A 13,953-nucleotide genomic window follows, 5' to 3' on the forward strand; every position below is an offset into this window, starting at 1 on the left:
TTCGTCTGAAGCGTCCCCTGTGTCCGATACCAAACGCGCCCCGATCATGCGTCAGTTCGAACTGATCGAGGCGGTCAAGGCCTATGATCCCACGGCCGACGAGGCGTTGCTGAACCGCGCCTATGTCTATGCGATGAAGATGCACGGCTCGCAGTTGCGGGCCTCGGGCGATCCCTATTTCGCCCATCCGATCCAGGTCGCGGGCATCCTGACGGACTACCGACTGGACACGGCCACCATCGTCACGGCCCTGTTGCACGACGTTGTGGAGGACACCTCGGCGACGCGCGACGACATCGCCGCCATGTTCGGCGAGGAGATCGCCGTCCTGGTCGAGGGCGTGACCAAGCTGTCGCGGTTGGAGCTTCAGGCCGAGCACACGCGCCAGGCCGAGAACCTGCGCAAGTTCATCCTGGCCATTTCCAAGGACGTGCGGGTCCTGTTGGTCAAGCTGGCCGACCGTCTGCACAACATGCGCACGCTGCATTTCGTGAAGCCGGAGAAGCGCGAGCGCATCAGTCGCGAGACCCTGGAGGTCTATGCGCCCCTGGGTCGATCGATCGGTATCCACTCCATCGCCGCCGAACTGGAGGAGCTGGCGTTCGAGCACCTGAACGCCACGGCGCGCGTCGCCATCCAGCGCCGGCTGGAGGCTCTGAAGCTGGAAAACGGCAGCGCCATCGAGGCCGTCTCGCCTGAGGTCGAGCGTGTCCTGGCCGAGGCGGGAGTGCGGGCGCGGGTCAAGGGACGCGAGAAGACGCCCTATTCCATCTGGCGCAAGTTGCAGCGGAAGACGGTCGGCTTTTCCTCCCTGTCGGACATCTACGGTTTCCGCGTCATCGTCGAGAGCGAGGACGACTGCTATCGCGCCCTGGGCGTCATTCATCGGGCTTGGCCCATGGTGCCGGAGCGGTTCAAGGACTTCATCTCGACGCCCAAGTCGAACAACTATCGATCCCTGCACACCACAGTCGTCGGGCCGGGCGGCCTGCGCATCGAGATGCAGATTCGCACCGAGGTCATGGACAGGGTCGCCGAGGACGGGGTGGCGGCGCACTGGCGCTACAAGAACCAGTCCTATGGCTTCGACCGCGAGGCGATGGAGGCCGACGGCGGCCGCGACCCCCTGCTGAACCTGCGCCACCTGGTTCAGGTGATCGAACACGGGGAGGGGGGCGAGGACTGGGTCGAGCACGCCAAGCTCGAAATGTACCTGGACCAGGTCTTCGTCTTCACGCCCAAGGGGACGCTGATCACCCTGCCGCGCGGGGGGATGCCGCTGGACTTCGCCTATGCGGTCCACACCGAGGTCGGCGATACGGCTGTCGGGGTGAAGATCAACGGCGAGTTGAAGCCCATGCGCACGGCGCTTCAGAACGGGGACGTGGTCGAGATTATCCGCGGGACCAAGCGGGAGGTGCCGACCGACTGGCGCAGCCTGACGGTCACAGGGCGGGCGCGTTCGGCCATTCGCCGCCATATCCGCACCTCCGAGCGCGAGGAGTTCGTGCGTCTGGGCAAGGCGACGCTGGAGCAGACCCTGGAGCGAGCCGGAAAATCCCTGGCCGAGGTCAAGCTGACCGAGGCGCTGATGACCCTGGCCGTGCCGACGGAAGAGGACCTGTTCGACGCCGTCGGGCGGGGACGCCTGACCGCCGCCAAGGTGGCCGAGACCCTGTTCCCGGCGCTGAAGGGCCAGCTCAAGGCCGGACCGGAGCGGAAGCGGATCGGCGAGGAGTCGCCGCGTCTGTTCGTGCGCGGCAGCGGCCTGACGCCCGGGGTCAGCATTCACTTCGGCCGCTGTTGTTCGCCTGTGCCGGGCGACCGGATCGTCGGCATCCTGGAGGCGGACAAGGGCCTGACGGTGCATACGATCGACTGCCAGACCCTGGCCGATTTCGCCGACGACGATTCCGTCTGGCAGGATCTGCAATGGACGCCTCAGGCGGAACGCAGCGCGGTCGGGTCGGTCAAGATGCACGCCACGCTCAAGAACGCTCGCGGCGTGCTGGGCCAGGTGGCCTCCATCATCGGCGAGGCGGGGGGCAATATCCTGAACCTGTCGATGGCGCACCGGCAGCACGACTTCTATGACGTCGACATCGACGTGGAGGTCGAGGACGCTCGCCACGCCACCATGATCATCGCGGCTCTTCGGGCCAATCCCTACGTCGATACGGTCGATCGCGCACGAGGCTGAGCCTCGCGCCGTCGGCATGGCAGCAAAGGCCGAAATGTCTCCTGAACAACAGAAGCTCGCCAACGAGGCCCAGTTGGCTTCGCCCTCCTATCGCCTGGCCGCCTTGGACCGGGATTTCCTGCTGGGCGAGTCGATGCGCGGCGTGCGCTTCCTGATGGAGTATGAGAAGGCCGAGCAGGCGCTGAAGGCCTGGGGCGTGCGATCGACCATCGTCGTCTTCGGCAGCGCGCGCGTCGGCGCCGACGGCGGCGGACGTCACGCCTATTGGTACGAACAGGCGCGCCAGTTCGGACGCATCGCCTCTGAGCGTGGCGGAGCCTTTCGAGGCGAGCCGGGCGAGGTGCGCGACAACGTCATCGCCACCGGCGGCGGGCCGGGTATCATGCAGGCCGCCAACCAGGGCGCGCATGAGGCCGGGGCGCCGTCCATCGGCTTCAACGTCACCCTGCCGCACGAGCAGGTTCCCAATCCCTGGTCGACGCCGGAACTGACCTTCCAGTTCCACTACTTCGCCATGCGCAAGATGCATCTGGCCATGCGGGCCAACGCCCTGGTGGTCTTCCCCGGCGGCTTCGGCACCCTGGACGAGTTGTTCGAGATCCTGACACTGCGCCAGACGGACAAGGCGCCGCCGATTCCCATCGTCCTGTTCGACGAGGCCTACTGGCGATCGGTCGTCAATTTCGACGCCCTGATCGAGCACGGCATGGTCAAGGCCTCGGACATGGACCTGTTCGCCTTCGCCGACGACGCCGAAACCGTCTGGGCGAAGCTGCTGGCAGGCGGGCTGAAGCCGAACTGCGACATCAAATAGGGCGGTTGAGGGCGGCCGCCCCAGGGTCTAAGGACGGCTTTCATGAACACTGAAGACGTCCTCAACGAATTCCGCGACGCCGGCGCCCTGCGCGAAGGCCATTTCGTCCTTTCTTCCGGCCTGCACAGCCCGGTCTTCCTGCAGAAGAACCTGGTCTTCATGGACGGCGCGCGCTGCGAGCGCCTATGCAAGGCCCTGGCTGAGAAGATCACGGCCACGGTTGGCACGGTCGATGCGGCGATCTCGCCCGCCGTCGGCGGCATCATCCCCGGCTACGAGACGGCCAAGCACCTGAACGTCCGCTCCATGTACGTCGAGCGCGAAGGCGGCGAGTTCAAGTTGCGCCGCGGCTTCTCGGTCGAGCCGGGCGAGAAGATCGTCATGGTCGAGGACATCGTCACCACGGGCCTGTCCTCGCGCGAATGCATCGCCGCCATCCAGAAGGCGGGCGGCGATGTCGTGGCCGCCGCCTGCATTGTCGACCGTTCGGGCGGCAAGGTCGATGTGGGCGTGCCGCTGATCGCCCTGGCCTCGATGGAGGTGCCGGCCTATCCGGCCGACGCCCTGCCGCCGGAACTGGCCGCCCTGCCGGTCGAGGACCCAGGCAGCCGTCGGCTGTCCAAGTAGGGAGCGGGAAAGCGATGAAGCGCGAGCGGGTTCGTCTGGGCGTCAACATCGACCATGTCGCCACGGTTCGTAACGCGCGGGGCGGGTTCCATCCTGATCCGGCCCGGGCCGCCGAGGCGGCGCTGGCGGCGGGAGCGGACGGGATCACCGCCCACCTGCGCGAGGATCGGCGCCACATCACCGACGCCGACATCGACGTGTTGACGGCCCTGTGCCGTCGCGCGGGCAAGCCGCTGAACCTGGAGATGGCGGTGACGGAGGAGATGCTGGCCATCGCCCTTCGCCACCGGCCGCACGCGGCCTGTCTGGTGCCCGAGCGACGCGAGGAGGTGACGACCGAGGGCGGCCTGGCCGTCGCGGGGCATGAGGCGCGCATCGCTCCGGTGGTGAAGGCCCTCGCGGACGCCGGGATTCGCGTCAGCCTGTTCATCGAGCCCTCTGAGGATCAGGTTGAAGCCGCCGCCGCCGTGGGCGCTCAGGTGGTGGAGTTCCACACCGGCCGCTATTGCCATCTGACCGATCCCGCCGAACGCGCGGTCGAGTTCGATCGTCTGGCCGCCGCGGCGGCTCAGGCCGATATCCTGGGGCTGGAGGTCCATGCGGGCCATGGCCTGGACTACGCTACGGCCGGGGCCGTCCTGGCGATCCGGGAGATCAAGGAATTGAACATCGGCCACTTCCTGATCGGGGAAGCGGTCTTCGTCGGCCTGGACGCCGCCATCCGTCGGATGCGCGCGGCCATGGACGAGGCCGTTTCGGGAGCTGTGTCGTGATCATCGGCGTCGGCGCCGACCTGTCGGACATCCGGCGCATCCAGGCGTCGCTGGACCGCTTCGGCGACCGCTTCAAGCAGCGCGTCTTCACCGAACTGGAACGCACCCGTTCGGACCGGAAAGCCGATCCGGCCTGGAGCTACGCCAAGCGGTTCGCGGCCAAGGAGGCATGCGCCAAGGCCTTGGGCACGGGGATGCGCTCCGACGTCTACTGGCGCGACATGGGAGTGGTGAATCTGCCGTCCGGCCAGCCGACCCTGGCCCTGACGGGGCACGCCGCAGAGCACCTGGCGCGCCTGACCCCGCCGGGTCATGAGGCGCGCATCCACCTGACCCTCAGCGATGAGCACCCCTATGCTCTCGCTTTCGTGGTGATCGAAGCCTTGCCCGTGGCGTAATCAGCCTATAGGCGTCAGGCATCCAACCCCGCGTTCTGCGGGGGATTCGAGCAGACCATGAGCGACGACCTGAAGTCGAACGACGGCGCCGAAGAAGCGCCCGCGCCGCGTCCGATCTGGAGCGACGACGGGGACGCCCCTTTCGACATGGGGGACGACCCTGAAGCGCTCGACAGCGACAAGCCGATCTACGCCACGCCGCGTCCGAAGAAAGCCAAACGTGTGAAAAAAGAGAAGTCCGCGAGCAACGAAACGGTCGAGATCATCAAGACCGTCGTCTTCGCCCTGCTGATCGCCTTCGTGCTGCGGGTGCTGCTGTTCCAGCCCTTCACCATCCCGTCGGCCTCGATGGAGCCCAACCTCTATGAGGGCGACTACATCGTGGTGTCGAAGTGGTCCTACGGCTATTCGAAGCATTCGATCCCGTGGAGCCCGCCGCTGTTCGACGGCCGCGTCCTGGGCAAGGATCCGACGCGCGGCGACATCGTGGTGTTCAAGCTGCCCCGCGACGACAAGACCGACTACATCAAGCGCGTGATCGGTCTGCCGGGCGACAAGGTGCAGATGATCGCCAACAAGCTCTACATCAACGGCGCTCCGGTGAAGGACGTCGTCGTCAGCCGCGCCGAGATGGCCGACATGTTCGGCCCGCGTCCGGTGACGCAGGTGCGCGAGACCCTGCCGAACGGCAAGAGCTTCATGACCCAGGACTTCGGTCCCGGCGGCGACCTGGACGACACCCCGGTCTATGAGGTGCCGGCCGGTCACTTCTTCATGATGGGCGACAACCGCGACAACTCCATCGACAGCCGCGTCGAGATGTCGGCGGGCGTGGGCATGGTTCCGGCCGAGAACCTGGTCGGCAAGGCGGAGATCATTCTCTTCTCCTGGTCGCCGGGAGCCTCGCTGTTCAATCCCGTGAGCTGGTTCGCCAACCTGCGTCCCAGCCGGTTCTTCAAGATCCTGGACTGATGGCGAACGTGCGGGCCGAGGCCGTCGCCGCGCTCCGGCGTCGGCTCGGCCATGAGTTTTCCGACCCGTCCTTGTTGGAACGGGCCCTGACCCACGCCAGCGTAGGCGAGGGCGGGGGACAGGCCGACGGCCGCCGTCCCGCCGACAACGAACGACTGGAGTTCCTGGGCGACCGGGTGTTGGGCCTGCTGGTCGCCGACCGCCTGACGCGGGAGTTTCCCGCGGCGGATGAAGGCCAACTGTCGGCGCGTCTGCACGCCTTGGTGGACAAGGCCGCCTGCGCCCGTGTGGGCGAAAGGCTGGGAATCGGTCCGGCCCTGCGCCTCTCGGCGGGCGAGACCAAGACGGGCGGCCGCAGAAAGGCCGGAGTCATCGCCGATGCTGTCGAGGCTGTTCTGGCGGCCGTCTATCGCGACGGGGGCCTGACGGCGGCCAAGGCCATGTTCGACATCGCCTGGGCCGAGGAGTTCGCGTCGCCGCCGACGCCGGCTCTGACCAATCCCAAGTCCGCTCTGCAGGAGTGGGCGCAGGCTCAAGGGCGTCCGCTGCCGACTTACCGGGTGGTGGAACGCACCGGATCAGATCATGCTCCGACCTTCGTGGTCGAGGCGACGGTGGTCGGCTTCGACCCCGTGAAACAAACAGGACGTTCGCGTCAGGAGGCGGAGAAAGCCGCCGCCACGGCGCTGTTGAAACGAGAAGGCGTAATTTGACCGAGACCCTCAACCCCAACCAGCACGCGGGCTTCGCCGCCATCATCGGCGCGCCCAACGCCGGCAAGTCGACGCTGGTGAACCGGCTGACGGGCTCCAAGGTCTCGATCGTCACCCAGAAGGTCCAGACCACGCGCTTCCCCGTACGCGGCATCGCCATTGAGGGCGACGCCCAGATCGTTCTGGTGGACACGCCCGGCATCTTTACGCCGCGCCGCCGTCTGGACCGGGCCATGGTCGCCTCGGCCTGGGGCGGGGCGCAGGACGCCGACGTGGTGCTGCACCTGATCGACGCGCCGTCGCATATCGCCTCTGAAGGCCGTGACGGAACCGCCGCCGACCGCAAGTCGGCCGAGGACACAGAAACCATCATCGCCAACCTGAAGGCGACGGGGACCAAGGTCATCCTGGGCCTGAACAAGATCGACGGCATGCGCCGCGACACGCTTCTGGCCCTCTCGCACCGCCTGTTCGAAACCGGCGTCTATGAAGAGGTCTATATGATCTCGGCCCTCAGCGGCGACGGCGTGGACGATCTGAAGCAGCGTCTGGCGCGCTCCATGCCCGCCGGCCCGTGGCTCTATCCGGAGGACCAGTCGGCCGACGTGCCGGTGCGCGTCCTGGCCGCCGAGATCACGCGCGAGAAGGTCTATCTGCGCGTCCACGAGGAACTGCCCTATTCGGCGGCGGTCGAGACGACGGCCTTCGAGGAGAAGGCCGACGGTTCAGCCCGTATCGAGCAGACCATCTATGTCGAGCGCGAGAGCCAGCGCCCCATCGTTCTGGGCAAGGGCGGCCAGACCCTGAAATGGATCGGCCAGAAGTCGCGCGAGGAGCTGATTGAGCTGCTCGACCGTCCCGTCCACCTGTTCCTGACCGTCAAGGTCGATCCGAAATGGCAGGACAGCCGCGCCCTTTACGCCCAGTTCGGGCTGGAGTTCGACGTTTAACACCGAGCGTTCAGTAGTATCGTGTTCATCGTTCCGAAGACCGCAGGCGGTCGACCCTGGTTTCTGGGTTCGCTCGTCGCCATAGCTCTCGTATCGGCCGGCGCCGGCGCCTGGATCGTCCATGCGGTCGCGCCTGAAACCCAGGCCGCCACGGCGTTGAAGGACGATCTGCCCGAACGGCCCCCGGTCGAGGTGGTCGAGGCCTTGCCGCAGTTGAAGGCGCGGCTGGACTATCTGAACGAGAACAAGCAGTTCATGGGCGCGATCCTGGTGGCCAAGGGCGACCAGGTTCTGTTCCGTCAGGTCTACGGCAAGGCGAACTACGAGACGGGGCAGCCCCTGGCTCTGGACACGCGATTCCGCCTGGCCTCGGTGTCCAAGCAGTTCACGGCCGCCGCGGTTCTGAAGCTTCAGGACGAAGGCAGGCTGTCGGTGGATGATCCGGTGTGCAAATGGATCGAACCCTGCCCGGACGCGTGGAAGCCGATCCGCATCAGCCACCTGCTGTCGCACACCTCGGGCATACCGGACCTGATGGCCCAAGCGGAGTGGGGGCGCATCCGCATTACGCCGCGCACGCCGCAGGAACTGACCGAGACCTCGGCCCGCTATGGCCTGCAGTTCGAGCCGGGGACCAAGATCCGCTACGACAACGCGGCCTATAATCTGGCGGCGGACATCGTGGCCAAGGCCAGCGGCAAGCCGTTCGAGACCTATCTGGAAGAGGCGGTGCTGAAGCCGCTGGGGCTCAAGGATACGGGATCGGACGCCCATGCGGACGCCAAGGGCCTGGCCATGGGTTACGCCAATTTCCCCGGCGGCCTGGCGGCGCAGCCGATCGCCAACGTCAGCGTCGTCTTCGGGGCGGGCGCGCTTTATTCGACGCTGGACGACATGCTGGCCTGGAACCGCGCCCTGCACGGCGGCCAGGTGCTGAGCGAGGACGCCTACGCCCAGATGGTGGCGGATCATGCGCCGGCGGACACGCCGAAGGAGCGCGGACGGCCGCACAGGGCCTATGGCTACGGCCTCTACGTCAACAACCTGGGGCGGCAGGTGACGCCGGCCTTCGACGACAGGCAGATCTATCATACCGGCAGCTGGGCGGGTTTCCGCAACCTGGTCCTCTACCAGCCTGACGCCGATGTGACGGTCGTGGTCCTGTCCCACAACTATCACCAGCGCGACCTAGTCTTCATGCTGAGCCAGCAGGCCATGGCCGAGGCGCTGGGGCGGGAATTCCCGACGGGGCTGAACCGCTAGAACAACTGCGCTGATCTCCTCCCCACAAAGTGGGGAGGAAAGAGGGCCTAAGCCTTCATCGATCCCGTCTCGATGTATCGCTGGTGCCACGACAGGGCTTCGGTCAGGAGGTGCGGGGTCTGGAGGCCATAGGAGCCCTTCAGCGCGCGGTCATGATAGTCCTTGAGCGCGTCGCGATAGTCGGGGTGGGCGCAGTTGGCGATGATGACCTGGGCGCGCTGCTTGGGCGACAGGCCGCGCAGGTCGGCTAGACCCTGTTCCGTGACGATGACCTGAACGTCCTGGGTGATGTGGTCGACGTGGCTGGCCATGGGGACGATGGCCGAGATCTTGCCGCCCTTGGCCGTCGACGGCGTGACGAAGCAGGAGATGTAGGCGTTGCGGGCGAAGTCGCCCGAGCCGCCGATGCCGTTCTGGATGCGCGAACCCATGACGTGGGTCGAGTTGACGGCGCCGTAGATGTCGGCCTCGATCAGGCCGTTCATGGCGATGCAGCCCAGGCGGCGGATGATCTCCGGGTGATTGCTGATCTCCTGCGGACGCAGGATGATCTTGCCGCGGAACTGCTCCATGCGGCTGTTCAGGTCGGCCGCGGCCTCGGGGCTGAGCGAGAAGGCGGTGGCCGAGGCGACGGTCAGCTTGCCGCTGTCGAGCAGGTCGAGCATCCCGTCCTGCAGCACCTCCGTATAGGCGGTCAGGTTCTCGAACGGACTGTCGGCCAGGCCCGCCAGCACGGCGTTGGCGACATTGCCGACGCCTGATTGCAGCGGCAGCAGATGGGCGGGTAGACGGCCCAGCTTCACCTCGTGCTGCAGAAACTCGATCAGGTGCCCGGCGATGGCCGTGGCGTTGGCGTCGGGCGCGGCGAAGGGCAGGTTGCGGTCGGGACTGTCGGTCTCGACGATGGCGGCGATCTTGGACGGATCGACGCGGAAGACCGTCTCGCCGATTAGGTCGGTCGGCCTGGTCAGGGGGATCGGCACGCGTGCGGGCGGCAAGGCCGTGCCGTAGTAGATGTCGTGCATTCCCTCCAGCGCCGCATTTTGCCAACTGTTGACCTCCAGGATGATCCGGTCGGCGCGGTCCAGCCAGGTCTTGTTGTTGCCGATGGAGGACGAGGGGATCAGTGAGCCGTCCTCGCGGATGCCCGAGACCTCGACCACCGCCGTTTCCAGCGGGCCGAGGAAGCCCTGCCAGGCAACGGGCGCCACCTGTGACAGGTGCATGTCCAGGTATTCCATCTCGCCCTTGTTGATCTTCTCGCGGGCGATGGGGTCGGAGTTGTAGGGCAGGCGGAACTCGACGCCGTCAGCCTTGGCCAGGGCGCCGTCCAGTTCCGGGCCGGTCGAGGCGCCGGTCCAGACCTTCAGGCGGAACGGATCACCCGCCGCGTGGGCGGCTTCGATCCGGTCGGCCAGGGCCATGGGCACCACCTTGGGGTAGCCAGAGCCGGTGAAGCCGCTCATGCCTACGGTCGAGTTGGCCGGGATCAGGGCGGCGGCGTCCTGGGCGGACATGATCCTGGATTTCAGGGCGGCGTTGCGGACGCGGGACATCTTCAACCTGACGGCGGCTGCCCAGCGGCGGGCAAGGAGGAACGAGGGGCAGATAGGCCCCTCATCATTCTGATTCCAATGCGCCTTTGGTCGTAACGACGCCGCATCACGACCTTGTCAGAGGCCGCGATCAGGGCTGATAGGCGCGCGGACCGGAGTTGGGCGGCGTGCCGCGCGCCAGGTCCGCGGAGGGCGTCAGGGGCGCCGAGCCGCCGTTCAGGCGGGCGCGATAGACCTGCATGTTCTCCATGACCCGCATCATGTAGTTGCGCGTTTCGGTGAAGGGGGCGCACTCGATGAAGTCTATGGGGTCGACCTGGGCGCTGCGCGGATCGCCGCAGCGGGCTACCCATTGCGGTGGCCGCGCCGGGCCGGCGTTGTAGCCGACGGCGGCCAGTAGGGGCGAACCCCCGAAATTGTTCAGCAGTTCGCCCAGGTGATAGCTGCCCAGGCGCATGTTGGCGTCCGGGTCCCAGAGCTGTTCGGCGGAGAAGCCTATGCCCATGCGGCGCGCCACGCCCTGGCCCGTGGCGGGCAGGAGCTGCATCATGCCGCGCGCGTCGGCGTGCGAACGCGCCATGGGGTCGAAGCTGGATTCCTGACGGGTGATGGCCAGGGTGAATTCCAGCGGCGCGGCGCCCGCCGTCTGGGGCGGGGTGCGGACGGGATACATGCGTTCGGGCATGACGAAGCCGCGCTGGCTGGCGGCCCGGCCGACCATCATGGCCCCGAACTGATCGCCGTTGGCCAGCATCAGGTCGAACAACTGGCTGAGGTCGTAGGGCGAGGGCAGGGTGTCGTCGAGGTGGTAGGCGAAGACCCGCATCAGGGTCTTTTCGCCTGCCGCGCCCAGGATGCGCGTGGCGCGAACGACCTCGTTCCCCTCGAAGCGGTTGACGTCCTCGGGCGAGGGGGCGGGTTCGCCCGGCAGGGTCAGGGTCCGAATCCCGGCCTTTTCGGCGGCCAACTGGCCGTAGAAGGTCTGCCAGTGCTCGGCGCCCGCCTGATACCAGCGCAGGGCGCCGTCGCGGTCGCCGCGCGCTTCCGCGGCGCGACCCAACCAGTAGAGGGCCCGGCCCTGAGTGATCGGGGTGGCGGAACTGGTGCGCAGGACCTCGAAATGCTGGGCCGCGCGGGCCGGGTCGTTCAGCTTGGTCAGGGCGACCCAGCCGGCGAAGAACTCGGCGTCGACCTTGCGCTCTCCGGCCGGGAAGCCGTGGCCGTTCATGGCGTCATAGGCGGCGCGCGGATTTCCTTGCTGCAAGGCGTCGAGGAAGTAGTTGCGACGCTCGCTCCACAGGGTGTCCTGGCCTTCCTTGTGCGAAGGAGCGGGCGGCAGGGCGGACAGAAGGGGGAAGGCCTCGGACTGGCGTCCGGCCGAGCGCAGCAAGCGCACGCGCTCCAGCACCACGGCCGGATCGTTGACCACGGCCGGAGACAGGCCGGCGACCAGGGCGTCCGGCGAATAGGCGGTGCGCAGGGACATGACGGCGTTGGCGACGGCCTGGCGGTCCGCCGGGACCATCATGGCCATGGCGCGGGTGGCTGGGCCGTGCGGGCCGAGCAGCAGCATGTTCAGACGGGCGACATGGTCGTCGGTCGTCAGCCAGCCGCTCCAGCGGGAGGCGATGCGGGATTGTTGCGCCTCTTCGAAGGAGCGGGTGCGCCACCAGTCGCGGATCAGGTCGCGGGCCTGATCGCGGCGCCCAGACTGCTCCAGCGCTCCGGCCAGGGCGATCGCCCCTTCGGCCGTGGTCGGCGCTGATCCGTTGAAGAAGGCCAGAACCGTATCCGGCGAGGCGTTGGCCAGGTCCAGTGCGCGTTCGCCGGCCGCGCGGCGCGAATCACCTCGCGGCCAATTGGCCAGGTCGCTCTGGGCGCGGAGCAGTTCGCTGTACGAAAGTTGACGGTCGGAGGTGTCGACCAGGGCCCACTCGACCAGCTTGCGCGCCGTCGGGTCCGAAATGCGGTTCATGACGGACTGCGTGCCGGTCACGTCGCGGGCGCGGGCGGCGGCCAGGCCCTGTTGGAACAGGGCCATGTCCTGGCCGCTGAGGATGCCGTTCTGGCTGGCGGCGTAGGGCGCGGGGGCGCTGTTCAGGACATCCTGGGCTGGCGGAGTCAGAATCGCCAGGGCGGCGGCCACGGTCGTCGCGATCATCAGATGTCCGATCCTCATTCTTCTTTGGTTGCGGCCGAGCGGCGAGCAACCTACGCTCCCTGCCTCTTCAAAAGGGCGGCGCGCCGCCCGAACTCCGCGCAGGTATCTTTCCCAATGACCGCCCCCTTGTTCAAGGGCGTGATCACCGCCTTGATCACACCTCTTCGTGACGGAAACATGGACGAAGAGGCATTCCAACGCCTTCTGGAACGCCAAATCGCGGCCGGGGTTCATGGGGTCGTCCCGGTCGGGACGACGGGAGAGAGCGCCACTCTGTCCATGGACGAGCACAAGCGCGTCATCGAACAGTGCGTGACCATCGCCGCCGGCCGCGTCCGTGTGATCGCCGGCGCCGGGTCGAACGCCACGCATGAGGCGATCGAGCTGTCGGCCTTCGCCAAGCAGGTCGGCGCCGACGCGACCCTGGTGGTGACGCCCTATTACAACCGCCCGTCGCAGGACGGCATGGTCGCCCACTATGAGGCCGTCGCCGACGCCGTGCAGATTCCCATGCTGCTGTACAATGTGCCGAGCCGCTCGAGCGTCGATCTGTCGAACGAGGCGGTCGCCCGCCTGGCCGCGCACCCGAACATCGTCGGCATCAAGGACGCGACCGGCGACATGTCCCGCGTCAGCTGGATGCGCAGCCACATCGACGGACCCTTCGACTTGATCAGCGGCGACGACGCCAGTTGGCTGGGCTACGCCGCCGGCGGCGGGACGGGCGTGATCTCGGTCACGTCCAATATCGCCCCGGAAGCCATGGTCGCCATGTACGACGCGGTCGCCGCAGGGGACTTCGCCACGGCCCGGACGTGGCAGGACCGCCTGATCGATCTGCACAAGGCGCTGTTCCTGGACAACTCGCCGTCGCCGGCCAAGTACGCCCTGGCCAAGCTGGGTCTGTGCGACGAGGAGGTTCGCCTGCCGCTGTCGCCGACCCGCGACGCCGTCAAGCCGCTGATCGATCAGGCCATGGCGGAAGCCGGGGTCGCCTGATGGCTGACGCGCCCAAACAGAAGACGATCGCCGAGAACCGACGGGCGCGCTTCGACTACTTCCTCGAGGATTATATCGAGGCGGGCATCCAGTTGCTGGGGACGGAGATCAAGGCCCTGCGCGACGGGCGGGCCAATATCGCAGAAAGTTATGTCTCGCCGGAAGGGCGGGAACTGGTCCTGATCAACGCCGACATCCCGCCCTACAAGCAGGCCAATCGCTTCAACCACGAGCCGCGCCGACAACGGAAACTGCTGCTGCACCGCAAGCAGATCGACCGGATGATCGGCGCCGTGCAGCGCGACGGACGGACCATCATCCCCGTGCGCCTCTATCTGAACGAGGCGGGCAAGGCGAAGCTGGAGATCGCCCTGGCCAAGGGCAAGAAGCTCCATGACAAGCGCGAGGCTTCGGCCGAACGCGACTGGCAAAGGGACAAGGCGCGCCTGCTGCGCGACAAGGGCTGACGGTTCCGCTTTGCGCCGGGACCGACGCGCGATAAACGACGAGAAATGAGACGCGTCTTG

13 protein-coding genes are annotated in these 13,953 nt (G+C 67.1%); 11 read left to right on the top strand and 2 right to left on the bottom strand.

Translation table 11 applies throughout. The annotated features are described in order from the left end of the window. The first annotated feature begins 46 nt into the window (after positions 1–46). Genes ABIE19_RS06890 through ABIE19_RS06930 form a run of 9 tightly spaced genes read left to right on the top strand, consistent with a single transcriptional unit; the run spans position 47 to position 8,710 of the window. Positions 47–2,200 (top strand): RelA/SpoT family protein, encoded by a 2,154-nt coding sequence (locus ABIE19_RS06890; protein WP_354088600.1) that lies wholly within the window; start codon positions 47–49, stop codon positions 2,198–2,200. Between the two features lie 34 nt (positions 2,201–2,234). Beyond that, on the top strand, positions 2,235–3,014 hold the full coding sequence (locus ABIE19_RS06895) for an LOG family protein (protein WP_354088381.1): 780 nt from the start codon (positions 2,235–2,237) through the stop codon (positions 3,012–3,014). Positions 3,015–3,056: 42 nt separating this feature from the next. After that, complete coding sequence (gene pyrE / locus ABIE19_RS06900; protein WP_354088382.1) at positions 3,057–3,641, top strand: orotate phosphoribosyltransferase; 585 nt, start codon at positions 3,057–3,059, stop codon at positions 3,639–3,641. Between the two features lie 14 nt (positions 3,642–3,655). After that, positions 3,656–4,414: a pyridoxine 5'-phosphate synthase gene (locus tag ABIE19_RS06905; RefSeq protein ID WP_354088383.1), complete on the top strand. Its 759-nt coding sequence runs from the start codon at positions 3,656–3,658 to the stop codon at positions 4,412–4,414. Continuing rightward, positions 4,411–4,812 carry a holo-ACP synthase gene (gene acpS / locus ABIE19_RS06910; protein ID WP_354088384.1) on the top strand — a complete coding sequence of 134 codons (402 nt, stop codon included), beginning with the start codon at positions 4,411–4,413 and terminating at the stop codon, positions 4,810–4,812. The genes ABIE19_RS06905 and acpS overlap by 4 nt, the downstream gene beginning before the upstream one ends. 57 nt (positions 4,813–4,869) lie before the next feature. Then, complete coding sequence (lepB, locus tag ABIE19_RS06915) at positions 4,870–5,784, top strand: signal peptidase I (protein WP_354088385.1); 915 nt, start codon at positions 4,870–4,872, stop codon at positions 5,782–5,784. After that, positions 5,784–6,497, top strand: a complete 714-nt coding sequence (rnc, locus tag ABIE19_RS06920) for a ribonuclease III (protein WP_354088386.1) — start codon at positions 5,784–5,786, stop codon at positions 6,495–6,497. Before lepB ends, rnc begins: the two co-directional genes overlap by 1 nt. After that, positions 6,494–7,447, top strand: a complete 954-nt coding sequence (gene era, locus ABIE19_RS06925) for a GTPase Era (protein WP_354088387.1) — start codon at positions 6,494–6,496, stop codon at positions 7,445–7,447. Before rnc ends, era begins: the two co-directional genes overlap by 4 nt. A 21-nt stretch (positions 7,448–7,468) precedes the next feature. Continuing rightward, on the top strand, positions 7,469–8,710 hold the full coding sequence (locus ABIE19_RS06930) for a serine hydrolase domain-containing protein (RefSeq protein ID WP_354088388.1): 1,242 nt from the start codon (positions 7,469–7,471) through the stop codon (positions 8,708–8,710). Positions 8,711–8,757: 47 nt separating this feature from the next. Here the strand turns inward: ABIE19_RS06930 and scpC are convergent, their stop codons facing one another. Both scpC and ABIE19_RS06940 read right to left on the bottom strand, forming a co-directional pair. Then, the gene (gene scpC / locus ABIE19_RS06935; RefSeq protein WP_354088389.1) at positions 8,758–10,266 is read right to left on the bottom strand and encodes a succinyl-CoA:acetate CoA-transferase ScpC; all 1,509 of its coding nucleotides are present in this window, start codon (positions 10,264–10,266) and stop codon (positions 8,758–8,760) included. 130 nt (positions 10,267–10,396) lie between these two features. Beyond that, on the bottom strand, positions 10,397–12,427 hold the full coding sequence (locus ABIE19_RS06940) for a lytic transglycosylase domain-containing protein (protein ID WP_354088390.1): 2,031 nt from the start codon (positions 12,425–12,427) through the stop codon (positions 10,397–10,399). A 114-nt stretch (positions 12,428–12,541) separates the two neighbouring features. Here ABIE19_RS06940 and dapA point away from each other — a divergent pair, with 114 nt between their 5' ends. Together dapA and smpB are read left to right on the top strand one after the other, a co-directional pair. Further along, a complete protein-coding gene (gene dapA / locus ABIE19_RS06945; RefSeq protein WP_354088391.1) occupies positions 12,542–13,426 on the top strand; it encodes a 4-hydroxy-tetrahydrodipicolinate synthase in 885 nt (294 codons plus the stop codon). Then, a complete protein-coding gene (gene smpB / locus ABIE19_RS06950) occupies positions 13,426–13,893 on the top strand; it encodes an SsrA-binding protein SmpB (protein WP_354088392.1) in 468 nt (155 codons plus the stop codon). The genes dapA and smpB overlap by 1 nt, the downstream gene beginning before the upstream one ends. Positions 13,894–13,953 lie beyond the last annotated feature (60 nt).

Source organism: Brevundimonas faecalis (assembly GCF_040549405.1).
Taxonomy (GTDB): Bacteria; Pseudomonadota; Alphaproteobacteria; order Caulobacterales; family Caulobacteraceae; genus Brevundimonas; species Brevundimonas faecalis.